Source organism: Methyloligella sp. GL2 (assembly GCF_013341275.1).
Lineage (GTDB): Bacteria > Pseudomonadota > Alphaproteobacteria > Rhizobiales > Methyloligellaceae > Methyloligella.
In genome coordinates, this window is the sequence record NZ_CP054476.1 from 1,737,053 (window position 1) to 1,759,091 (window position 22,039).

Sequence of the window (22,039 nt, forward strand, 5' to 3'; positions counted from 1 at the left end):
GGGCTCGATTCTTTCAGGAGACGTATTTCAGGAGACGTGGCCGAGAGGCTTAAGGCGGCGGTTTGCTAAACCGTTATACGGTGATAAGCCGTATCGGGGGTTCGAATCCCCCCGTCTCCGCCATTTTTTATCTCACGCGAGTTCGCTTCGCTCACCGCTCCGATGGGGCGGCCTGACCGGCCGGCGCACGGTCGTGCGCTGGCTTCGCGGTTTCTTTTCGCTCACGGCAATTCGCTTCGCTCGCCGCCTCCGCGGGCGCGCCCTTCGGGCGGGGCGCGGTCGCGCCCTGGCTTCGCTTCTTTGTCGCGCGGGGGGCGATGGCTTATAGCCGCGAAGGGAGAGGTTGGTTGAGCAGGGCCATGAGGCCTTTCAGGCGACCGGTCTCCACCTCGCTGGCCTCTCCATCGGCCATGACGATTTGCGGGATCAGCGCCAGCACATAGCGGGCATCGGCCTGGTCGCCGCGCAGCAGCTTATCCAGCGCATCGGCGAATTGCTGGGTGTCCGGCACGGTCGCCGCCATCCAGACGTCCAGCGTGGTCTTGTTGACCTTGCCGGCGATGCCGCAGCGCTCCTTCTGCCAATCGAGATAGCGCCAGAGCAGGGCGGCTTCCGCCGGATGCAGCGCTTCGTCGGCATGGGCGAAGAACAGCAGGGCGATCAGCCCGTCCTCGGCCTCGGCGATGAGCCGGGCGGTGGCGTCCTCTTGCGTCTCTTTCGATTGGTTCACCGGCTTGCGGCGGCGCCCCGACCGCGCCTCGGCAATGCGGATCAGCTCGGCAAGAAAGACCGGCGGCTCTTCATGCACCTCGCCGGTGCGCGGATCGACGATCTCGATGATGCGGTCGATGCGGAAGGCGCGGATATCGCCGCGCGGCTCGCAATAGGCGCGCAACGATGTGGAGCCCATACGGCGCACGGCGTTCTCCACCACGATGAAATAGTGGCCGACGTCATATTTGTTGTCCTGGTATTTGATGCCGAGGCGGACGCCCTTGAGGCTGCCGACATCCTCTTCGTCCCGGCCGTCCAGCCGGGCGTCCCGCGCCGCGGCGCCGTCCACAGGCGCTCCCCCGGGCTGAAACCCGGGCGGCGGACCAATCCGGCGATCGCCAAACAAAGTGCGCAGTGAGAGCGACATGCAACCCTCCCGCGAAGAGAATAGCCCTATGCGGGAAGCGGATAAAGAGCGAAACGCGAGGGCGCCGGGCGGTCAGCTTGCGGCGGCGATGGTGGTGCCGGACGTACCGGCGAGCACCGCTTCCGCCTGATCCAGCGCGCCGATGGTGACGCTTGCCTTGGCTGCGAGGGCAAAGCGGCAGGCGGCCTTGACCTTCGGCCCCATGGAGCCGGAGGCGAAGCTGCTCGGGTCGCAGGTCTTCGCATCGATTTCGGTCAGCAGCCTGGCGTTCGGTGTGCCCCAATCGGCGAACACGCCTTCCACATCGGTGAGGATCACCAACCGGTCGGCGTCTAGCGCGATGCCGAGCTTGGCGGCGGCGAGGTCCTTATCGATCACCGCTTCGACACCGGTGAGGCGGCCTTCATTGTCCCGCGTCACCGGCACGCCACCGCCGCCGCAGCAGATCGGGGTCATGGCATCGGCGAGGAGATCGCGAATGGCGGGGAGCTCGACGATCTCCAGCGGCTCGGGCGAGGCGACCACGCGGCGGAAATACGCGCCGTCCTTGGCGATGTCCCAGCCTTCGGATTTGGCCAGCGCCTTCGCCGCCGCCTCGTCATAGATCGGGCCGATGGGCTTGCTCGGCTTGCCGAAGGCTGGATCGTCGGCGGCGACCACGGTCTGGGTCAGCACGGTGACGAATTGGCTCTTGGGCTGCGCGCGCTTCAGCTCCTGCTGGATGACGTAGCCGATCATGCCCTGGGACTCGGCGCTGAGCACGTCGAGCGGCATGGGCGGCGCCTCCTTATAGGCGTCCGCCTCGAGCGCCAGCAGCCCGACTTGCGGGCCATTGCCATGCACCAGAATGAGCTGATGCTCTGCGGCGATGCCGGCCAGGGCCGGCGCCACTTCGCGTAAGTTACGGCGCTGGTTCTCGGCCGTGAGGGGCTCGCCCCGCTTCAGCAGGGCATTGCCCCCGAGCGCCACCACGATCCGCATGAGGCTTCTCCGGCTTAGCCGCGGGGCTCGGCCAAGGGCTGCTGCTGGGTGATGCAGTGGATATTGCCGCCGCCGAGCAGGATCTCCCGTGCCGGCACGGCGATCACCTCGCGGTCGGGGAACAGCTTGGCCAGGGTCTCCTGCGCCAGCTTATCCGCCGGGTCGCCGAAGGCCGGCATCACGATGGCGCGGTTGGCGATGAGGAAGTTCACGTAAGAAGCCGCCAGCCGGTCGCCCGGCATGCGGGGCAGGGTGCCCTCGACGCTATCGACGCCGCCGCTCTCCTCCTCGGTGATTTGGATCGGGGTCGGCTGGTACAGCTTGTGGATCTCGAAGGGGCGGCCCTTGGCGTCGGTGGCCGCGGAAAGCCGCTCATAGGCGTCCTTGGAGATGGCGTATTGCGGATCGCTCTCGTCGTCGGTCCAGGTCAGCGCCACGACGCCCGGACGGATGAAGCAACACAGATTGTCGACATGGCCGTTGGTCTCGTCGAGATAGGTGCCGGCGCCCAGCCAGACGATCTTCTCGAGCGAGAGATACTCCTTCAGCGCCTGCTCGATCTCATCCTTGCTCAGCGAAGGATTGCGGTTCTTGTTGAGCAGGCATTCCTCGGTGGTGATCAGCGTGCCTTCGCCGTCGACATGGATGGAGCCGCCTTCCAGAACGATGGGGGCGGCATAGCGGTCCGTTCCCTCGATCTCGGCGACTTTCTGCGGCACCAGATCGTCCTGGTCCCAGGGGAAGTAGAGCCCGCCATCGAGCCCGCCCCAGGCGTTGAACTGCCAGTCGACCGCCCGCACGGCGCCCTTGTCGTCGACCACGAAGCTGGGGCCGCAGTCGCGCATCCAGGAATCGTTGTTGCTGATCTCCACCACCCGGATGTGATCGGGCAGCATGGCCCGGGCATTCTGGAACTGGCGGGGGGAGACTCCCATGGTGACCGGCTCGGATGTGGCGATGGCTTTCGCCACCGCCACGAAGGCGTCCTGCGCCGGCTTGGCGCCGAGGCGCCAATTATCCGGCCGCTCCGGCCACAGCATCCAGGTGCCGGCATGGGGCTCGAACTCGCCGGGCATGCGGAAACCGTCCGCGCGCGGCGTCGTCTCAAACGTCTTGACCATGGATACTCCTTAAGCGCGCTTGCCGCGGCTGATCAGAAACTCGCCGATAATCACGGTGACGATAACGCCGATGACGATCTGCGAGGCGTAGACGATGTCGAACTCCCCTGGCGTGTAGACGAAGAATACGATGGCCTGAAGGATGAAGGCCATGCAGATCAGCGCCAGGATCACCGCCGTGCCCCAGCCGCCCGGCACCTTATAGGGGCGCGGGCGGGCGCTGTCGGCGCTCCGCAGCTTCAGGAAGGCGCTGAAGAGCAGGAAGTAGGGCAGCAGGAAGATGATCGAGGAGAAGGCGAACAGCGCCCAGAACAGATCTTCCGCCGTCGCCGCCATCAGCCCGTAGACGATCATCACCACCGTGGTGATCACGCCGGTCCAGATCGCCGCGGTGGCCGGGGTCTTATGCACCGGATGCAGCTTGCCCAGCCCCTCGGGCAGATCACCGGCGATGGCCGCTTCCGAGGCGGAGCGATTGGCGCCGATGGTCCAGGTCACCATGTTGGAGAAGAAGGTGTACATGGCCATCAGCCCCAGCGCGGCGACCAGCGCGCCGCCGGCTCCGGTGGTGCCGAAAATCTGGCGGAAGGTGTCGATCAGACCCTCGATCAGGTTGATCTCCTCCAGCGGGATGGCGGCGAGGATGCCGAAGGTGCCGAGCAGATAGAAGGTGGCGATGATGACGCCGGCGATGAGGATGGCCAGCGGCACGTCGCGGCCCGGATTCTTCATCTCCGCGCCCGCGCCGGACATCAGCTCGAAGCCGAGGAAGTTGTAGACGATGACCGGCAGGAAGGCGAGCGAGGCATCCCAGCTCGGCGCCATGGTGCTGAACGAAATCTCGTTGGCCGGGCCGTTCTTCCAGGCCAGATAGAAGCCGCCGATGCCGATCAGAACCATGATCAGCGATTTGAACAGCGCGCCGAGATTGGGCACCCATTTGCCGACATCGAGGGCGATGATGTTGGTCCAGACGGTGATCCAGGTCAGCGCCAGGGCGATGCCGATCTGCGCCCACAGGCTGAGGCCGGGGAAGAACAGCGTGGCGAAGATGCCGGCGAACAGGATGAACACCGAAGGCTGCCACAGCGCCACGTTGATCCACCACAGCCAGGCGGTGCGGCCGCCCCAGCGGTCGCCGAAGGCGCGCTTCACCCAGGCATAGATGCCGCCTTCATCCGGGTAGGTGCTGCCGAGCTCTGCGGTGATCAGGCCGTAAGGCACGAAGAAGAAGACGAGGGTGAAAATCCACCAGAACACGGATTGGACGCCGATGGCGGCCGATGCGGGAAGCTGGTCGATGACCAGGATCGCGCAGACCGTGAACAGCGTCATGTCGAAGAGACGCAAGACTTTGTTGAAGCCGGTTCCCCCTGCAGCTTCGGTGTTTGCCGTATCAGCCATCTCAGATCCTCCCCTGGCTTTGGCTTTTCCGTCAGGTCGCGTTTGGTTGCTAGTTGGACAAGAAATCCTCGATCAGCCCTTCATGGCGCTCCTTGAGCGCCGGGGCCGGATGCCTGAGCCGCGGGTAGACGAAGGCGACCAGAAGCGCCTTCTCCGTGTGCAGCCGGTTCTCGGCCTGGTCGAAGATGATCGACTGCTTGGAATCGAGCACCTCGTCGGTGGCTTCCACGCCGCGCGAGGCGGGCAGGCAGTGCATGATCTGCACGGTCTCCGGCGCATGGGATAAAAGCTGCCGGTTGACCTGGTATTTCGGCATGAAGGCGGCGGTGCGCTCGGGAATTTCCTTCTCCTGGCCGACCCACCACCAAAGATCGGTGTAGATGAAGTCGGCATCCTTGACCGCGTCGATCGGATCGTCGGTGACGACGAAGCGGGCGCCTGAGCGCCCCGCATTCTCGCGGGCGATCTTCTGCGCGTCTTCGGAGACCTGATATTGCTTGGGCGCGGCATGGGTGAAGGAGATGCCGAGCGCGGTGCAGATCAACATCAGCGAGTAGCAGACATTGGTGGCGTCGCCCACGAAGGTGACCTTGAGGTCCTTCAGCCCTTTGGCCTTGGAGGCGTGCTCCAGCATGGTGAAGACATCGCAGACCACCTGGGTCGGGTGATTGAGATCGCTAAGGCCGTTGAGCACCGGCACATCGGAATATTTGGCGAACTCGGTGATGGTGGCGTGCTTGAGGGCGCGGATCTCCACCGCATCGACCATGCGCGAAATCACCCGCGCCGTGTCGGCGATGGATTCGCGGACCCCCAGATGAATCTCGCCCGGGCGCAGATAGAGCGCGTGGCCGCCGAGCTTTGTCATGGCGACCTCGAAGGAGACGCGCGTCCTCGTGGAGGGCTCCTCGAAGATCATGCCGAGGGAAGCGCCTTCCAGCAGACGGGGCACGGCGCGGTCGCGGTCGGCGTCCTTCAGCAGACGAATCAGCTGGAACAGCCAGCCGAGCTCGGCAGGGGAGAAGTCTTGGGTTTGGATGAAGTGGCGGAGTTTTGGGCGTTCGGCGGTGAAAAATTCCGCCGCGAGTATGTCAGACACGGTAGGTATCCATTCGAAGCAGTTTGTGGATCAATTTTACGCCTAAGCGCTTCTCAACAAAATGAAATTCTAATGATGCACAAGTGGCATTTCGTCTGTGACGTAAATGCAGGCTTAGCGGGATCGCGCGAATGCGCTAAATCTGTGCAAATACGCGCAACCAAAGCCTAGCCCGCACTCCGAATGGATCGGGACGCGGCGCTGTCGCCGGATGAGGCTCGATGCGAACTCTCCCGGCGCGCCCTCCGCTGGGGAAAGCGGCCAAGGTGCCTGCTAGCGATTCAGCAGGAAGGAGACCTTGGCGTTGATTCGGTATTTGGTGATCTTGCCGCCATCGACCGCCGCCTCGAAATTCTTGATGTAGATGGATTTTATGCCGTCGACGGTCTTCGAGGCATCCTTCACCGCATTGGCGGCGGCGTCTTCCCATCCCTTATCGGACTCGGCCAAGACCTCGATCACTTTGAGCATGCCCATCGCGGCGTCCTCCTTCGTGCGCTCGGAACTTCGATGTCAGGAGCATGACGGCCCCTTACACCTAAATGGAGAGCTGCGCGGCGATGTTCCGGCGATGTGCGAATAAAGGGGGAGGGGTGAGGGAGGCGAGCTGGCTCGCTAGTGCGGGTTGCCCGCGCCGCCGAAGACGCCGGCAGCGTTGTAGTTGCCGCCCCCGACATTCCAGGCGCCGAGCACGCCGCCGGCGGCAATGCCGTTGCGGTTGGCGAAAGAGCCGACAGCTCCACCAGTGAGATTATCGCCGGCGAGGTTGCCCTTGAAGCGATTGATTTGGCCGACCTGCTTCATGGTGCCGCCGAAGCTGCGGTGATCGAAATTCATGTTCATCTGGCCGGAGCGCAGGGCAAAATCCCAGCTCATGTTGAAATTGCCCGCCTTGGGATTGGATACGAACCCGTTCTGGCCGTGGGTGACGACGGTGCCATACATCTTGCCTGTGTAGGTCGCCGTCGCGTTCTGCACCGCAAGAGAGTCGATCTGAGCTCTGGTCGAGAGATCGTTGGAAGCCACGACCCAAATCGGATCGAGCGAGTCGATATACGTGGCTTCTCCGTAATTGCCGAAGCCGACATGCGCCCCTGCAGCGCCCCATTTCAGAAAGTCGCAACTCCCACAGCCGGGAGGATTAGGGTCTTCATCGAACCCGCCTGCAAACGGGCTCACGTAGGAATAGGGTTCTCCGTCATTATCGAAGACGCCAACACCGTCGAAGCCGAACACCTTCTCGCCTTCGACGTATTCTTGTTGGTATCTGAACCGATAGGCGGTCGTGGCCGGATCGTCATCGTTCACGTCATAGAGCACGACACGCAGCGAGTCTAAATCGCCGCTGGTATTGTAAACCGTGTCATCAGGAGACTGACTCATAACGCGGTTTACGAAACCTTCTTCCGGCACATCGGACGTTACCACGGCGGCCGAATAGCCCTTATAGACCTTCGAATCCGACACCGGCACGATGAACGGGTCGTCGCCGCCACCGCCGCCGGTTCCACCGCCACCAGTCCCGCCGCCGCCGGGATTGTTGGTGTGGTTTTCCTGGTTCTGGATTTCCTGATTGAGCTGGGTGGTGGTCGCGTCGCTCACCAGGGAGCCGAAGACCTGGACGTCGTTGAAGCTGTTGTTCTGGGCTTGCTGGGAGCCGGACTGGCCGCTGCCGCCGGTCGTGCCGCCCGCGCCACCGTTCTGGCCCCCGGCACCGCCGCCTTGGCCGCCGACGACCACGCGGCCGCGGCCCGAAAGCTGCTGGCTGAACAGGGCGGTGTCGGAGCCCGTGGTCGGACGGATGTTGGGTTTGCCGCCGGTCAGGTCGAGGGTGTAGCCCGGCTGATAGACCCTATAGGTGCGGCCGCTCGACGTGGTCAGCACCATCTGATTGCCGAACAGGAAGGAGAACAGGGTCTTGTTGCCGCCGATCATGCCCTGAAAGATGCCGCCGCGGATGGCCAGGGCGCCGGTCGGCGTCTTCACCGAAACGGAATCGGCATTCTTGGAGATCTTGCCGCCGACGAAGCGCAGCACGCCCTTGGAAAAGGAGGCGGCGATCTCGCCTTCCTTCTTGTTGGGATCGTAGACGAATTTGTCGATCACTAGGTCGGAGCCGGGGCCGACGGTGAAGGTGGAGCCGTCCACCAGCAACACCTGCACCAGGCCTTCGCCATTGGTGTTGATGCGCTCGTTGTAGAAGATGGATTTGCCGAGCTTGATCTGGGTCTTCTTGCCGTTCTCGGGCTCGCTGAAGGCGTCGGGACGCACGGCGGCGGCGACGCCCACCTTGCCGGCATCGGCCGCGCCCGCGCTAAAGCCGATGGCGGCGGCCAAAAGCCCCGCCGTCAGATAGCGCGTATTTCCCGCAAGATTCCCCATAGCGCAGCTTAGAACCTCTTCTGGATGCCCACCAGAGTCGACAGATCGTCGAAGTTGCGAATGTCATAGTTAGAATTCTGCTTGCGATATTCAAGCTGCGGGATAATCGACCAGGTCTCCGCAACCGGAATAATCAGCGCCGTACGGCCCCAGAAGGTGTCGTCCTCCTCGGTTTCGGTGCTGATGGTGTAGTCGGGCGCATCGTATTCGCGGGCGATCACGCTGGCGCCGATCTGCCAGGTCCAGGGAAAGCGATTGTTGGGCAGGGGGCTTTCGAAGCTCCAGGCAAGCCCGGCGGTGAGGGCGATCTGCCAGTTGGCGTAGAAATCGGCATCCGCCGCCTCGCGCTGGGCCTGGCCTTCCACGGTCAGGATCACGCCCGGCGAGAGGAAATAAGAATAGGTGGTGGTGGCGCGAGTCTGCCAGCCGGTCCACAGCGAGTTGGTTGGCAGCTCGTTGGAGTTCTGGAAGTCGCGGTAGCGGGTCTCCAGCCGGACATCGAGCAGGCTGCGCTCATTGGCGAAGGTGTAGAGGCGGGTGCCGGCGCCGGGCGCACCGAAATAATAGTCGCCGCCGAGATAAGTCAGGTCGCCGATGGCGTAGACATAGAGGCGGCCGTTATTCACCCCGAAGCGGCGCAGATTGTAGGAGGGGCCGGCGGTCACCTCCAACACGTTGAGATCGACGTCGGACAGCTCGAAATGGGTCGAGCTATAGGCCAGGAAGTCGAAATCGAACGTGTCGCCCTGGCGCTCGCGGTCGTAGGAATAGTGCACCGTGCCGACATTCAGCGAGCTCCAGTCGGACTGGCCCGAGGATTGCTCGTCGATGGTGAAGGGCAGGCCGTTCAGCGTCACGGTGCGGCTGGCCGGGCCGGCATTGGCATTGCTCTCCCAGCGGAGCGCGCTGAAGATCTGCGCTTCGAACGGGGCCGGCTCGACCGAGAGCGAGAGCTGCTCCAGATAAAGGCGCACCGTCTTGGCCACGTCCGGCGGGGTGGCCGGGTTGGAGAGGGTCTGCTCCAGATAGCTGCGCGAGGTCTCATAGGCGCCGAGCTTGTAATAGAGCAGGCCGGTCTTCAGCTGCAGCTGCGGCGTGTTGGGCGAGAAGATCAGCATCCGCTCCAAGGTGGTGACGGCGCCTTCGTAATCGCCCGCGGCCTCGGAGAGCTCGACATATTGGAAGGCGAGGTCGAGATCGTTGGGCCGCTCGAGCATCTGCTCCAGCAAGGCCTCGCGGCGGGCATCCAGCTGCTCTGGAGTCAGACGGGATATCTCGGCGTTGGACGAGCCGGCGGCGGCCGCGGGCATAGCGATACTCGCAGCTAAACCAAAGGCGGCTATCAAAGCCGCCAGATACGCGCCCAGCCTCATTACACCCGCCACCCTGTCTTGAAGCGGTAAAACTACCGAAGCGGCGGAGGCGCGGCAAGCGAAGGCAGGGTTCCACAAGGCGGGTTTGGCGGCTCTGTTGCCTCCGGAACACGCTGAAAAAGCGTCCGAATTTGAAACACTTCGGCCGGTTTCTTCAATGCTTAACGGGCATTAACGCTTTCTCAATGCTCCAGGCGTCTGATGAGGGCAAGCAGCGCAAGGCGGCCGACGGGCCGGAGCCTCGCGCGAGGGATGCTCCTTTCGTATCAGCGTAACCGGGGGCCAGACGTGAATAGGGTGGGTCTGCCCAGCGCAATGCCGGGCAAGAGCCATATGCTGCAAAGCCCGGCGGGTATTGCAGATGGCTTTCGCTATCTCATTGTCATTGCGTTGGTTTTTTGCCTGACCGTGTGGCTTGGCGCCTGCGGCAAGGGCAATGGCGAGAAGCTTGGCGAACGCATCGTGCCGTTGGGGCAGACCGCGCCGAAGGGCGGCGGGCGCCGTCTGGTCGGCGAGCCCTATAAGGTGGCCGGGCGCTGGTACACTCCAAAAGAAGTCCGCTCCTACAGCAAGGTGGGCGTCGCCTCCTGGTATGGCGACCTGTTCCATGGGCGCCGCACCGCCAATGGCGAGATCTACGACGTGAACCGGCTTTCGGCGGCGCATAAGACGCTGCCGCTGCCGGCCTATGCCAGGGTCACCAATCTTTCCAACAACCGGACCATCGTGGTGCGGGTCAACGATCGCGGGCCGTTCTCCAACGACCGGCTGATCGATCTTTCCAAGAAGGCGGCCGATGCGCTGGGGTTCCGCCAGCATGGGGTGGCGAAGGTGCGGGTGACCTATATGGGGCCGGCGCCGCTTTCCGGCGACGACAGCTATGAGCGGCGCTTCCTGGCCAGTCAAAGCTGGGTCCGGCATTACGCCTCGGCCGAACCGCCGCCGAACGCCGATCCGATAACCGTTGCGAGCGTCTCCAAGCCGGTCCCGGCACCGCTGCCCAAGCCTGCCGCGCTCGGTCCGCTGCCCAGCGAGCCGGCTCCGGCGGGCGGGGCGTTCTCGATTCAGGCCGGCTCGTTCAGCCAAGAGGGGAATGCCGCCAAGGCGCGCCAGACGCTTGGGGGCATTGGCCACGTTGATGTGGCGCCGGTGATGGTTGGCGATGTGCGCTATTATCGGGTGCGGGTCGGGCCTTTCGCCGACCGGGGACGGGCCGAAGCGGCGCTGCAGCAGATCACCGCCGCCGGTTATCACGGGGCGCGGGTGGTTTCGCAGTAACAGGGGTCCGCAAGAGCGCCTTGCCGCACAGTTGCACCGATTGATTTTTGCGCCTCAGGGCGAGATAGTAAACGCGGCTGTCCCGGGGGTGGGGTAGCGCGCCCCTTCCAGACCGATTGATGATGTCGCCCTTTCGAGGTTGCAAAAAACTGTCCCGGCGCCTTTTGAGCTTGAGCGCGGCATGTGCCGTGTTCTTGACCATGTTCTTGGCCGGGTTTGGCGTGGGCGTGGCGCCGGCGCAGGCGGCCGAGCCGTTCAAGACCGAGGCAGAGCACGCCATTCTGGTCGACAGCAATACCGGTCTCGTCCTTTACGAGAAGGACGCCGATACGCCGATGCCGCCGGCCAGCATGAGCAAGCTGATGACCTTGGCGGTGGTGTTCCGGGAGCTGAAGGCCGGGCGGATCAGTCTGAACAAGGAATTCGAGGTCAGCGAGCATGCCTGGCGCAAGGGTGGGGCGCCGTCCGGCACCTCGGCGATGTTCGCGCCGATCCATTCCAATATCAGCGTCGACGAGCTGATCCAGGGCACTGCGGTGCAATCGGGCAACGATGCCTGTCTGATCCTCGCCGAGGGCATCGCCGGCTCGGAAGAGGCGTTCGTCAAGATGATGAACGACTACGCCAAAGAGATCGGGCTGACCGGATCAGTGTTCAAGAACGCCACCGGCTTGCCGGAGGAGGGCCATGTGATGACGGCCCGGGATCTCGCCAAGCTGGCGCAGTATCTGATGGATACGTACCCCGAATATTATCACTATTTCGGCCAGCCGACCTTCGAGTTCACCAAGTTCACCTTCCGCAACCGCAACCCGCTGATCTTCGACGATATCGGCGTCGACGGGATGAAGACCGGCTATACCAAGGAAGCCGGCTACGGGCTGGTGGCTAGCGCCACCCGGGGCGGACGGCGGCTGATCGCCGTGGTCAGCGGGCTGAAATCGAAGAAGGCGCGGGAGAACGATCCCCGCCGCATGCTCGATTGGGGCTTCGACGGGTTCAAGCCCTATCTCCTGTTCGACAGGGACGAGAAGGTGAGCCGGGCGCTGGTCTGGGGCGGCGAGAAACATTACGTGCCGCTGGTCGGCGATGGCGATATCCATATCCTGCTGCCGGCCTTGGACGATCCGCAGCTCACCGCCACCATCGCCTATGAAGGACCGGTGAAGGCGCCGATCAAGAAGGGGCAGAAGGTGGGCGAGCTTCGGATCGTGTCGGAAGATTTGAACGCGACGAACGTTATTCCGCTTTATGCCGGCGAGGATATCGGCCAAAGCAATTTCGCCTGGCGGGGGCTCGATTCCCTGTTCGTCCTCGCGTTTGGCTGGGCGCTCTAAGCGCTGGAACGGATTTCGATATGGTGCGCTACGATCCTGGCAAATTGATCACGCTGGAAGGCGGCGAAGGCTCCGGCAAGTCGACGCAAGCGGAGATTTTAGCGACGCGTCTGGCGCGGGCCGGGCGGCGTATTCTGGCGACCCGCGAACCCGGCGGCTCGCCCGGCGCCGAGGCGATCCGCGACGCGCTGCTGCAGGGCGAGGTGTGGCGCTACGGGCCGTTCGCCGAGGCGCTGCTGTTCTCCATCGCCCGCAAGGATCACATCGACTACTCCATCGCCAAGGCGGTGACCGATGGGCGCTGGGTGGTATGCGACCGGTTCATGGATTCCACCCGCGCCTATCAGGGCGAGATGGGCGGCGTGAAGCCGGAAATTCTTCATGCCTTGGAACGCGTTACCATGGGCGAGTTTACGCCCGATCTGACCTTGATTTTGGACATTCCGGCCGAGCAGGGATTGGCGCGGGCCCATGCAAGGCGCGAGGAGAGTGAAGAGCCGGACCGGTTCGAGCGGGAAGAGGTCCGCATGCATGACCGTATCCGCCAGGCGTTTCTCGATATCGCCGAGGAGGAGCCGGAGCGCTGCGTGGTGATCGATGCTTCGCAATCGGAGGCCACGGTCTCGGAGGATATCTGGGAGGCCGTCAGCGAGCGGCTGGGGCCGTAATGGCGGCCGCCAAGAAATCCGCAAAAGCCGACGTCAAAACCGACGAGCCGGACCGGCTGGCCGGCTTTGCCGCGCCGCGCGAGGTGGCCAAGGTGTTCGGCCATGAGGGGCCGGCGCAGGAATTCATGGACGCGCTGGCCAGCGGCCGGCTGCATCACGGCTGGCTGCTGACCGGACCGGAGGGGGTCGGCAAGGCGACGCTGGCTTATGCGTTGGCGCGGCGGCTTCTGGCGCAAAATCATGCCGAACGGGGCGGCGATCCGGACGATCCGGGCGCGCCGCTTTTCGTGCAAATCGCCGGCAAGGCGCATCCTAATCTCTTGGTGCTGACCCGCACCTATAATCCGAAGACCAAGCGCTTCATGCAGTGGATCAGCGTCGACGAGGTGCGCCGCTTGCGGGGCTTTCTCGGCGCCACGGCTGCCGAGAGCGGCTGGCGGGTGGTGATCGTCGACCGCGCGGACGAGCTGAACCAGAGCGCCGCCAACGCGCTGCTGAAGGCTTTGGAAGAGCCGCCGCCGAACACGGTGTTCCTGCTTCTGGCCAATGCGGAAGGGCGGCTTCCCGCCACTATTCGCTCCCGCTGTCGCAGCTTGCGGCTTTCGCCTTTGGAGATGGCGCCGTTGCGCCAGGCGGTGGAGCAGGGCCTTGCTCTGAGCGACAGGGACGCCTCGCCCGATGCGCTGGAGACGGCGCTCTCTTTGAGCGAAGGCTCGGTGCGGTTGGCGCTGGAGCTCGCCACGGGCGAAGGGATCGGGCTTTACCGCGATATCCTCTCCGCCTTCGCCGGGCTGCCGGCTTTGGATGGCGTCTGGCTGCATAGCGAGGCCGACCGGCTTTCCAGCCCTGCCAATGTGGAGCGCTTCGAGCTGTTCTTCGCCCTGCTGCTGGGGCTGATGGAACGGCTGATCCGGCACGCCGCGACGGGGCACGGGGCCAGCAACGACGAAGAGGCGGCGATCGCGGCCCGTCTGCTCAGCAGCTCCAATCTCAAGGCCTGGGCGGAAGCCTGGGAGGCGATCACCAAGTCGAAGGCCGAGGTGCTGGGGCTCAATCTCGACCGCGGGCTTTTGCTGGTGGAGAGTTTTGGGCGGCTGCAAGCGCTCGCGAGCAAGGCCGCCGCTTAGGTTTTCTTGACGCTCCCGCCCTCAGCATGCTTGCCGGGAGAGGACGGCGCGGCTATTCCTGCCGCCATGTCAGACAGCGACGCTTACTACCTCACCACCGCCATCTCCTATCCCAACGATGTGCCCCATATCGGCCATGCCTATGAGGCCATCGCCACGGATGCGCTTGCCCGTTTCCGCCGCCTGCAGGGGCGCGACGTCTATTTCCTGACCGGGACCGACGAGCACGGCATCAAGATGGTGCAGACCGCAAAGGCGCAAGGCATCACCGCCGCCGAGCTCGCCGATAAGAACACGCCGCGCTTCCGCGCCATGGCCGAGGCGCTGAACTGCTCCAATGACGATTTCATCACCACCCGGGAAGAGCGCCATGTCCGCTCCGTCACCGAGCTGTGGAAGCGGATGGCCGATCATGGCGACATCTATCTCGACACCTATGCCGGCTGGTATTCGGTGCGGGACGAGGCCTATTACGACGAAAGCGAGCTGACGGAAGCAGACGGTCAGAAGCTCTCGCCGCAGGGAACGCCCGTCGAATGGGTCGAGGAGGAGAGCTATTTCTTCAAGCTCTCGGCCTATCAGGACAAGCTGCTGGCCCATTACGAGGCGCATCCTGAGTTCATCGGCCCCGACACCCGCCGCAACGAGGTGGTGAGCTTCGTCAAGGGCGGCTTGCGGGATCTCTCCATCTCGCGCACCAGCTTCGATTGGGGCGTGCCTGTGCCGGGCGACCCCAAGCACGTCATGTATGTCTGGGTCGATGCGCTGACCAATTACCTCACCGGGGTCGGCTTCCCGGACGAAGACTCCGACAAGTTCAAGCGCTACTGGCCGGCCGATCTGCACGTCATCGGCAAGGATATCGTGCGCTTCCACGCGATCTACTGGCCGGCCTTCCTGATGTCGGCGGGCGTCGCCGTGCCGAAATGCGTGTTCGGCCACGGCTTCCTCTATAACCGTGGGGTGAAGATGTCGAAGTCGGTCGGCAATGTGGTCGACCCGTTCACCTTGGCCGACGAGTTCGGCGTCGATCAGATCCGCTACTTCCTGTTGCGCGAAGTGCCGTTCGGCCAGGACGGCAATTATTCCACCGAGGCGATCTCCCAGCGCATCAATGCCGATCTCGCCAACGATCTGGGCAATCTGGCGCAGCGCTCCTTGTCGATGATCGCCAAGCATTGCGAGGGCGCGGTGCCGGCCCCATCTGACTTTACGGATGCGGACAACGCTATTCTGGTCGCCGCCGACGGGCTGCAAGCGCAAGTGACCAAAGCGATGGACGATTTCGCTATTCATCGTGCGCTGGAGGCGATCTGGACAGTGGTGGCCGAGGCTAACCGCTATTTCGCCGGCGAGGAGCCTTGGGCCAAGCGCAAGACCGATTTCGACCGGATGCAGACCATCCTCTATGTGACGGCGGAGGTGGTGCGCCAGGTGGCGATTCTGGCCCAGCCGGTGATCCCGCAAGCGGCCGGCGAGCTGCTGGATCAGCTCGGCGTGGAAGAAGGCGCCCGCGATTTTGCCAGCCTTGGGCAGAAAGGCCGGCTCAAACCCGGCACGGCCCTGCCGGCGCCGCAAGGCGTGTTCCCGCGCTATAGCCTGGAGACGACGGACTAAGCCCATGCCTGTGATCGACAGCCATTGCCATCTCGATTTTCCCGAGCTCGCCGCCGACCGGGAAGGCGTTCTGGCGCGCGCCCAGGCCGCCGGGGTCGATCTGATGGTGACCATCTCCACGCGGGTGAAGCGTTTCGACGAGATCCGGGCCATCGCCGAACAGAACGAGCAGGTCTTCTGCTCGGTCGGCACTCATCCGCATAATGCCGATGAGGAGCTGGACGTGACGGCGGAGGATCTGATCGCGCTTGCCGCCCATCCCAAGGTGGTGGCGATCGGCGAGGCGGGGCTCGACTATCATTACGACAACGCCCCGCGCGAGGCACAGGCGCAAGGCTTCCGCGCCCATATCGCGGCGGCGCGGGAGACCGGCCTGCCGCTGGTGATCCATGCCCGCGATGCCGACGAAGACGCGGCGGCGATCCTGGAGGAAGAGACGGCGAAGGGGGCGTTCCCCTTCGTGCTGCATTGCTTCACCGCCGGGCCGGAGCTGGCCAGGCGCGGCCTGGCGCTGGGCGGCTATATCTCGGCCTCCGGCGTGATCACCTTCAAGCGCTCGGACGAGCTGCGCGGCATCTTCGCCGATGTGCCGTTGGATCGGCTGCTGGTGGAGACGGATTCGCCTTACCTTTCGCCGGAGCCCCATCGCGGCCAGCCCAACGAGCCGGGCCGCGTGGTGCATACCGCGGCAAAGCTCGCCGAGGTGAAGGGGGTGAGCGAGGCGGAGATCGGGGCGATCACCACGGAGAATTTCTTCCGCCTGTTCAGCAAGGTGCCGCGCGAGGCGCTGCGCGCCTCCGACGCTGCGTAATTCAGAAAGCTCCGCGCCCTCGATGACCTTGAAGATCACGATCCTCGGCTGCGGCACCTCCGGCGGTGTGCCGCGTATCGGAAATTATTGGGGTGCCTGCGATCCCGCCAATCCGAAGAACCGCCGCCGCCGCTGCGCCATTCTGGTGGAGCAGGCGGGGCCGGAGGGCGTGACGCGCATTCTGGTGGATACGCCGCCGGATATCCGCGAGCAGCTTCTGGATGCCGATATCGGCTGGGTGGATGCGGTGCTGTTCACCCACGCCCATGCCGACCACGTGCATGGCATCGACGATTTGCGCATGCTTGCCATCAACGGCCGGCGCAAGGTGGAGACCTATCTCGACGCCACCACCGGGGCGGCCTTGCGCAACCGGTTTCAGTATTGCTTCGAGACCCCAAAGGGAAGCGAATATCCGCCGATCCTCAATGCCCATGAGATCGCGCCGGGGGAGGCGTTCACCGTCTCGGGGCCGGGCGGGGATATCCCCGTCATGCCGTTCCTTCAGCGGCATGGCTCGATCGATACGCTGGGCTTTCGCTTCGGCAATACGGCTTATTCACCCGATGTCAGCGATCTGCCGGAGGCGAGCCTAAAGCATTTGCAAGGGCTCGATCTTTGGATCGTCGATGCGCTGCGGCCGAGTCCGCATCCCAGCCATTTCAGCCTGTCGGAGTGTCTGGACTGGATCGCGCGGCTGAAGCCCGCCCGCGCCGTGCTCACCCATATGCATGTCGATCTCGATTACGAGACGACCAAGCGGGAGACGCCGGCGCATGTGGAGCCCGGCTATGACGGGATGGTGCTGACCAGCTCGTGAGCGGCCGGCCCGGCTATTTCCGGGTGCCGAGGGGCACGTTGACCGAGAAGCGTCCGGTCATCGAGGGATCGATATCGGAGTTCATGGTCTCGGTGTAATCCGCCGTCGCCCGGATGTTGTAGTAGTCGGTCTTGCTGATGGCGAGGCCGCCGCCGATGCTGTTCTGCGGCGAGGCCTCCGATCCGTCGGGCGTGTCGACATCGACGCTGCTTTGAAGATAGGCGAAGGGCTCGATGGTGTTGCCGTTCCAGCCGTCGATGGGCCGTCGGATCTCCGGCCGGATGGAGACTTTGGTCTCTTCCAGCTTGGTGGCGTCGGCGCCGGCAATGGGCGAGTTCGCATCCTCGGTCACGCGCGTGACGGTGCCGCTCGGGGTGAGCTTCCAATTGTTCTCCAGATTCCAATTGCCGCTGAGCCGCGCCTGGCTCAGGGTGCGGTCGGTGCCGAAACTCGCCACCGCATCCTCTCCGGCGCGGGCCCGGTCGTCGGCGTGACCCCAAGCGGTCTTGGCGTCGAAGATCACGTTGGAGGTGACCCGGTAGGCGGCGTAGGGGCCCGCCATAAAGGCTTTGCCCGACATCGATTCGGGAGTTTGAACCACGTTCTCGCGGGTTTCGTCCATCTGCACCATGCCGCCCATCAGCAGCCGGTCGTCGACCCGGTAATCGGCGCCGACATAGGTGGTGGTCGCTGCGCCATGGGTTTCGGTCTCGCCATCGGTTCCGAGATCCTGATGGCGGGTGCTCACCCAGACATCGACGGGCGCGGGGGCGCGTCGGACGGGTCCAGGAAGATGCAGCTCGTCATTGTCCTTGGCGATTTCTTCCAGCCGCTTGCGCTCGGCGGCGCTCAGCGCCGACTGCCATTCGGTCAGGCTGGTCTGCACATTGGTGACGGTGCCGCTCGGCGAAATGGTGAAAGGCGTGCTGACGGTGGTGCTGGGCGACCAGCTTCCCGAATTCAGGCGCTTGGTGACGCGGTCCTGGGTCGGGTTGCTGGAGAGCGTCCGGTTCAGGCGCTGCTCCATCAGCTCGGTGCCCATGCCCGGAATGGCTTCGCACCCGGTCGTGTCGGTGGTGGTGCATTGCGCGTTCGCCGCGCTCCCGGCAATCAGGAGCGGCAGGACGGTTAGAACGGTGTAGGCGAAAGACGTATGCCGCATGCTCATGTCCCTCGGAAGATGCGCTTTCTCGTCTATCTTCCCTCTTGAAGCAGCCTCTTTAATGAGGTCTTAAATCTAGGCGCTTCGTTGGCAGGTACGACCCGCCGCGACAATTGGCGCAGGGGGCCGGGCGGGCTCCGGCAATGATTTCAGCCTGTTACCCCGCATCTTGCGGCGCGGTTCGACCGGGTGTGGGGCTTCAATCGAAGGAGAGTGGCTTGTCACCGGAAGACTTTCTGAAACAGCGCTACGAAGCGGCGGCGGATGCGCATGATCTCGACGCGATACTCGCTTTGATTGGCGAGAATGCGGTTTATTTCTTCAGTAATGGTACGGCCTATCTTGGCAAAGATGAGATCGCCAAGGCGATTGCGGCCAATTTTGCAGCCGTTTCCAATGAGCAATTCGAACTCCGGGATGTCAGCTGCTTGCTCAATACCGGCGAGGTGGCGGTGCTGCTCTACGAGTTTCACTGGTCGGGCGACGTCAACGGCCGGCTGGTTTCCAGCGGCGGGCGCGGCACCACGGTGCTGGAGAAGGCTGACGGCAGCTGGATGGTGATGCACGAGCATCTGAGCCAGGGGCCGTTCAAGGGCGAGCGCTGAGGCCAGGCGCGGCGCGCGGCGTCAGACGTCGATGCGCTGGCCGGTCTCTGTGTAGTTGGGACCCGCCAGCTCGACGAAGGTCTCGGCGATGGCTTCCGGCGGGGTGAGGGTTTCCGGATCCTCGCCGGGAAAGGCCTCGGCGCGCATATCCGTCGCCACCACGCCGGGATCGACGATATTCACCTTCACATCGCTATCGGCGGTCTCGTTGGCGTAGGTCCGCGCCAGGGCCTCCAGCGCCGCCTTGGAGACGGAGTAGGGCGCCCAATAGGCGCGTGTGCTCTTGGCGGCGCCCGAGGTGACGAAGATGGCGCGCCCTGCATCGGAGCGGCGGAGCAGCGGATCGAGGGTGCGGATCAGCCGCCAATTGGCGGTGACGTTGATGGTCATCACCTTTTCCCAATTCACGGTCTGGATATGGGGCAGGGGCGAGAGCCCGCCGAGCACTCCGGCGTTGGCCACCAGGATGTCGAGCTTGCCGAAGCGCTCGTAAAGCGCCGGGCCCAGCGCGTCGATGGATTTGCCGCTGGCGAGATTGAGCGGGATCAGGCTCGCCGTGCCGCCGATCTGCTTGATTGCGTCGTCGACCGGCTCCAAGGCCTTCTGGCTGCGGGCGAGCAGCAGCACATGGGCGCCTTGCTTCGCGAAGGCGAGGGCCACGGCGCGGCCGATGCCACGCGATGCGCCGGTCACCAGCGCGATACGGTCTTTAAGACGGGCGGTCATAGCCACACCGTCTTATGCCGATTGGCACGGTAAGAGAAGGGAGATGCGCTTAGCCGACTTCGGCGAGCAGGGAGAGCTGCTTGTGCGGGGACGGGCCCTCGCGGTCGCGCAGCCGGGTCGGGTAGTCGCCGGTGAAGTGATGGTCGGTGAATTGCGGATTTTCGTTGTCGCGGCCTTCGAAGCCAAGCGCCCGATACATGCCGTCAACGGTCAGGAAGTTGAGGCTGTCGGCGCCGATGAAGTCGCGCATCTGTTCGACGGAGTGGGTGGCGGCGAGGAGCTTTTCCTGCTCCGGGGTGTCGATGCCGTAGAAATCGGGGTGGCGGATCGGCGGGCAGGAGACCCGCATATGCACCTCGGTGGCGCCGGCATCGCGCATCATCTGCACGATCTTGATCGAGGTGGTGCCGCGGACCAGGCTGTCATCGAGAAGGATGATGCGCTTGCCTTTGATGCGGGCCTGGTTGGCGCTGTGTTTCAGTTTCACGCCGAGCTGGCGGATCTGCTGTTCCGGCTCGATGAAGGTGCGGCCCACATAGTGATTGCGGATGATGCCGAACTCGAAGGGAATGCCGGATTCCTGGCTGTAGCCGATGGCGGCGGGCACGCCGGAATCGGGAATTGGTACGATCACATCGGCATCGAGGCCGCTCTCCTGGGCAAGTTGGCGCCCCATCTCTTTGCGCACGTCATAGACGGAGCGGCCGCCGACGATGGAATCGGGCCGGGAGAAATAGATGTATTCGAACAGGCAGAGCCGCGGCGGATGCGCGGGCACGAAACGGTGGCTCTCGAGGCGGACCTTGCCGGTTTCCTCGTCGCGATCGATGACGACGATCTCGCCATTCTCGACCTCGCGCACGAATTCGGCGCCGATGATGTCCAGCGCGCAGGTCTCGGAGGCCAGCACGTAGCTGTCTTCGCCGAGCTTGCCGAGCACCAGCGGGCGGATGCCGTACGGATCGCGCGCGCCGACCAGCTTCTTGTTGGTGAGGCCGACCAGGGCATAGGCGCCTTCGACCTGGGTCAGCGCCTCGACGAAGCGCTCGATGAATTTGTGCTTTCCGCTGCGGGCGACGAGGTGAAGGATCACCTCGGTGTCGGTGGTGGACTGGCAGATAGCGCCTTCGCGGACCAGCTCCTCGCGCAAGGTGAGGGCGTTGGTGAGATTGCCGTTATGGGCGAGGGAGAAGCCGCCGGAATTGAGATCGACGAAAAGCGGCTGGACGTTGCGGATGATGTGATCGCCGGTGGTGGAGTAGCGGACATGGCCGATGGCGGAATCGCCTTTCAGCCGATCGATCACGGAGCTGGATGCGAAATGATCGCCGACGAGGCCGAGGCGCCGTTCGGGATGGAAGCGTTCGCCGTCGAAGGTGACGATGCCGGCGCCTTCCTGGCCGCGATGCTGCAAGGCATGCAGCCCGAGCGCGGTCAGCGCTGCGGCGTCCTTGTGGTTGAAGATGCCGAAAACGCCGCATTCTTCATGCAACCGGTCCTCTTCGAACCAGTCTTTTGCGCGCTCGAGGTTTCCCATTTGCTCTGTCACCGCAACCCTCATCTCTGCCCTGTAGATAGGGCCCGTAAGATGCGCTTCAATGCTTTCGGACTGTTTGCGCTCTCCGAACCGTGAATCCTAGTGCGACCCTTCACCGCGTCTGGGTGTCATAGGACCGTTACGCAACGCGATTCCAGCAAATCCGGCCGTTAACCGACGGACTCGTTTTTTCTACTGCTGCGGTGCCGGTTCAGCCGGCGGCGTCGCAGGTGCGGCTTCCGGCGTCGTTTCCTGGGGCGCATCGGTGGCGCCCTCTGTGGATTGTTCCGACGAGCCGGGGAGTTGCAGATGCTCTTCCGGGTTTTGCGGAATGAGCGATTCGATGGCGATCTGGGTCTGCTGCAGCAGCGGGAAGGACCGCGCGTCGCGAATCCATTGCGGCTGGTCCTTGGCCAGAGCGCTGAAGATCACGAAGACGATGGCAACCAGCAGGAAGCCGCGGGCAAGGCCGAAGATGAAACCGAGGGTGCGGTCGACGGCGCCGACGCGGCTGTCCAGGACCCGATCGGAAATGCGCAAGGTGATCAGGCTCACGACGATGAGCACGATGATGAAGACACCGACGCCGAAGATGATTTGGGCTGCGGTGTCGGACGGGAAATACGGCTCGATGATGGTCCAGTATTTCGGCGTCAGATAGAGGGCGGCGACGGCTGCAACGGCCCAGGAAAAGATCGACAGGACCTCGCGGGTGAACCCGCGCACCATCGCAAGCAATCCCGAAACGAGCATGATCGTTACGAGGATGATGTCGAGCCACGAAACCGGCATGGATTAAGCCCCCTCCCATCGGTTTTCAGATTAGCATGATTCCCCGGCATGAAGCACA

At 63.9% G+C, this 22,039-nt stretch carries 20 protein-coding genes and 1 tRNA gene; 9 read left to right on the top strand and 12 right to left on the bottom strand.

The features are described from left to right. The first annotated feature begins 30 nt into the window (after positions 1-30). Positions 31-123 (top strand) — tRNA-Ser (locus HT051_RS08225). 199 nt (positions 124-322) lie between these two features. Here HT051_RS08225 and HT051_RS08230 read toward each other — a convergent pair. The 8 genes from HT051_RS08230 to HT051_RS08265 form a co-directional block, all read right to left on the bottom strand. After that, positions 323-1,063: a hypothetical protein gene (locus HT051_RS08230; protein ID WP_174541587.1), complete on the bottom strand. Its 741-nt coding sequence runs from the start codon at positions 1,061-1,063 to the stop codon at positions 323-325. A 150-nt stretch (positions 1,064-1,213) separates the two neighbouring features. Next, entirely contained in the window at positions 1,214-2,122 is a 909-nt protein-coding gene (gene arcC / locus HT051_RS08235; protein ID WP_174541588.1) for a carbamate kinase, read from the bottom strand. A gap of 14 nt (positions 2,123-2,136) precedes the next feature. After that, positions 2,137-3,243, bottom strand: coding sequence for an agmatine deiminase (gene aguA, locus HT051_RS08240; protein ID WP_174541589.1), 1,107 nt, complete (start codon positions 3,241-3,243; stop codon positions 2,137-2,139). Positions 3,244-3,252: 9 nt separating this feature from the next. Then, positions 3,253-4,647 carry an APC family permease gene (locus HT051_RS08245; protein ID WP_174541590.1) on the bottom strand — a complete coding sequence of 465 codons (1,395 nt, stop codon included), beginning with the start codon at positions 4,645-4,647 and terminating at the stop codon, positions 3,253-3,255. A gap of 49 nt (positions 4,648-4,696) precedes the next feature. After that, the gene (gene argF, locus HT051_RS08250; protein ID WP_246810025.1) at positions 4,697-5,746 is read right to left on the bottom strand and encodes an ornithine carbamoyltransferase; all 1,050 of its coding nucleotides are present in this window, start codon (positions 5,744-5,746) and stop codon (positions 4,697-4,699) included. Between the two features lie 273 nt (positions 5,747-6,019). Continuing rightward, positions 6,020-6,223 carry a dodecin family protein gene (locus HT051_RS08255; protein ID WP_174541591.1) on the bottom strand — a complete coding sequence of 68 codons (204 nt, stop codon included), beginning with the start codon at positions 6,221-6,223 and terminating at the stop codon, positions 6,020-6,022. Between the two features lie 138 nt (positions 6,224-6,361). After that, on the bottom strand, positions 6,362-8,128 hold the full coding sequence (locus HT051_RS08260) for a FecR domain-containing protein (RefSeq protein WP_174541592.1): 1,767 nt from the start codon (positions 8,126-8,128) through the stop codon (positions 6,362-6,364). A gap of 8 nt (positions 8,129-8,136) precedes the next feature. Beyond that, the gene (locus HT051_RS08265) at positions 8,137-9,438 is read right to left on the bottom strand and encodes a surface lipoprotein assembly modifier (protein WP_174541593.1); all 1,302 of its coding nucleotides are present in this window, start codon (positions 9,436-9,438) and stop codon (positions 8,137-8,139) included. A 351-nt stretch (positions 9,439-9,789) separates the two neighbouring features. On the opposite strand from HT051_RS08265, the gene HT051_RS08270 reads away from it, so the two are divergent. The 7 genes from HT051_RS08270 to HT051_RS08300 all read left to right on the top strand — a co-directional run bounded on the left by HT051_RS08270 (position 9,790) and on the right by HT051_RS08300 (position 17,159). After that, positions 9,790-10,779: a septal ring lytic transglycosylase RlpA family protein gene (locus HT051_RS08270; RefSeq protein ID WP_174541594.1), complete on the top strand. Its 990-nt coding sequence runs from the start codon at positions 9,790-9,792 to the stop codon at positions 10,777-10,779. 188 nt (positions 10,780-10,967) lie between these two features. After that, positions 10,968-12,116 carry a D-alanyl-D-alanine carboxypeptidase family protein gene (locus tag HT051_RS08275; protein ID WP_246810026.1) on the top strand — a complete coding sequence of 383 codons (1,149 nt, stop codon included), beginning with the start codon at positions 10,968-10,970 and terminating at the stop codon, positions 12,114-12,116. 20 nt (positions 12,117-12,136) lie between these two features. Continuing rightward, positions 12,137-12,784: a dTMP kinase gene (gene tmk, locus HT051_RS08280; RefSeq protein WP_174541595.1), complete on the top strand. Its 648-nt coding sequence runs from the start codon at positions 12,137-12,139 to the stop codon at positions 12,782-12,784. After that, a complete protein-coding gene (locus tag HT051_RS08285) occupies positions 12,784-13,911 on the top strand; it encodes a DNA polymerase III subunit delta' (RefSeq protein ID WP_174541596.1) in 1,128 nt (375 codons plus the stop codon). The genes tmk and HT051_RS08285 overlap by 1 nt, the downstream gene beginning before the upstream one ends. A 66-nt stretch (positions 13,912-13,977) precedes the next feature. Further along, positions 13,978-15,528 (top strand): methionine--tRNA ligase, encoded by a 1,551-nt coding sequence (gene metG, locus HT051_RS08290; protein ID WP_174541597.1) that lies wholly within the window; start codon positions 13,978-13,980, stop codon positions 15,526-15,528. A 4-nt stretch (positions 15,529-15,532) separates the two neighbouring features. Continuing rightward, positions 15,533-16,339: a TatD family hydrolase gene (locus HT051_RS08295; protein ID WP_174541598.1), complete on the top strand. Its 807-nt coding sequence runs from the start codon at positions 15,533-15,535 to the stop codon at positions 16,337-16,339. Between the two features lie 22 nt (positions 16,340-16,361). Then, entirely contained in the window at positions 16,362-17,159 is a 798-nt protein-coding gene (locus tag HT051_RS08300; RefSeq protein ID WP_174541599.1) for an MBL fold metallo-hydrolase, read from the top strand. 13 nt (positions 17,160-17,172) lie between these two features. Here the strand turns inward: HT051_RS08300 and HT051_RS08305 are convergent, their stop codons facing one another. Beyond that, positions 17,173-18,321 carry an autotransporter outer membrane beta-barrel domain-containing protein gene (locus tag HT051_RS08305; RefSeq protein ID WP_174541600.1) on the bottom strand — a complete coding sequence of 383 codons (1,149 nt, stop codon included), beginning with the start codon at positions 18,319-18,321 and terminating at the stop codon, positions 17,173-17,175. Between the two features lie 191 nt (positions 18,322-18,512). On the opposite strand from HT051_RS08305, the gene HT051_RS08310 reads away from it, so the two are divergent. Next, entirely contained in the window at positions 18,513-18,926 is a 414-nt protein-coding gene (locus HT051_RS08310) for a DUF4440 domain-containing protein (RefSeq protein ID WP_174541601.1), read from the top strand. 21 nt (positions 18,927-18,947) lie between these two features. Here HT051_RS08310 and HT051_RS08315 read toward each other — a convergent pair whose 3' ends face one another. The 3 genes from HT051_RS08315 to HT051_RS08325 form a co-directional block, all read right to left on the bottom strand. After that, on the bottom strand, positions 18,948-19,652 hold the full coding sequence (locus HT051_RS08315) for an SDR family NAD(P)-dependent oxidoreductase (RefSeq protein WP_174541602.1): 705 nt from the start codon (positions 19,650-19,652) through the stop codon (positions 18,948-18,950). A gap of 49 nt (positions 19,653-19,701) precedes the next feature. Further along, positions 19,702-21,189 carry an amidophosphoribosyltransferase gene (purF, locus tag HT051_RS08320; protein ID WP_246810027.1) on the bottom strand — a complete coding sequence of 496 codons (1,488 nt, stop codon included), beginning with the start codon at positions 21,187-21,189 and terminating at the stop codon, positions 19,702-19,704. A 192-nt stretch (positions 21,190-21,381) separates the two neighbouring features. Next, positions 21,382-21,981 carry a CvpA family protein gene (locus HT051_RS08325; protein WP_174541604.1) on the bottom strand — a complete coding sequence of 200 codons (600 nt, stop codon included), beginning with the start codon at positions 21,979-21,981 and terminating at the stop codon, positions 21,382-21,384. Positions 21,982-22,039: the final 58 nt, after the last annotated feature.

What these genes read in the sequence shown, in the direction of transcription:
- HT051_RS08315 (WP_174541602.1), bottom strand. Translation starts at nt 19,652, where the DNA reads ATGACCGCCCGTCTTAAAGACCGTATCGCGCTGGTGACCGGCGCATCG.
- HT051_RS08305 (WP_174541600.1), bottom strand. Translation starts at nt 18,321, where the DNA reads ATGCGGCATACGTCTTTCGCCTACACCGTTCTAACCGTCCTGCCGCTC.
- HT051_RS08260 (WP_174541592.1), bottom strand. Translation starts at nt 8,128, where the DNA reads ATGGGGAATCTTGCGGGAAATACGCGCTATCTGACGGCGGGGCTTTTG.
- HT051_RS08265 (WP_174541593.1), bottom strand. Translation starts at nt 9,438, where the DNA reads ATGCCCGCGGCCGCCGCCGGCTCGTCCAACGCCGAGATATCCCGTCTG.
- HT051_RS08245 (WP_174541590.1), bottom strand. Translation starts at nt 4,647, where the DNA reads ATGGCTGATACGGCAAACACCGAAGCTGCAGGGGGAACCGGCTTCAAC.
- HT051_RS08325 (WP_174541604.1), bottom strand. Translation starts at nt 21,981, where the DNA reads ATGCCGGTTTCGTGGCTCGACATCATCCTCGTAACGATCATGCTCGTT.
- HT051_RS08300 (WP_174541599.1), top strand. Translation starts at nt 16,362, where the DNA reads ATGACCTTGAAGATCACGATCCTCGGCTGCGGCACCTCCGGCGGTGTG.
- tmk (WP_174541595.1), top strand. Translation starts at nt 12,137, where the DNA reads ATGGTGCGCTACGATCCTGGCAAATTGATCACGCTGGAAGGCGGCGAA.
- purF (WP_246810027.1), bottom strand. Translation starts at nt 21,189, where the DNA reads ATGGGAAACCTCGAGCGCGCAAAAGACTGGTTCGAAGAGGACCGGTTG.
- HT051_RS08295 (WP_174541598.1), top strand. Translation starts at nt 15,533, where the DNA reads ATGCCTGTGATCGACAGCCATTGCCATCTCGATTTTCCCGAGCTCGCC.
- arcC (WP_174541588.1), bottom strand. Translation starts at nt 2,122, where the DNA reads ATGCGGATCGTGGTGGCGCTCGGGGGCAATGCCCTGCTGAAGCGGGGC.
- HT051_RS08285 (WP_174541596.1), top strand. Translation starts at nt 12,784, where the DNA reads ATGGCGGCCGCCAAGAAATCCGCAAAAGCCGACGTCAAAACCGACGAG.
- aguA (WP_174541589.1), bottom strand. Translation starts at nt 3,243, where the DNA reads ATGGTCAAGACGTTTGAGACGACGCCGCGCGCGGACGGTTTCCGCATG.
- metG (WP_174541597.1), top strand. Translation starts at nt 13,978, where the DNA reads ATGTCAGACAGCGACGCTTACTACCTCACCACCGCCATCTCCTATCCC.
- HT051_RS08255 (WP_174541591.1), bottom strand. Translation starts at nt 6,223, where the DNA reads ATGGGCATGCTCAAAGTGATCGAGGTCTTGGCCGAGTCCGATAAGGGA.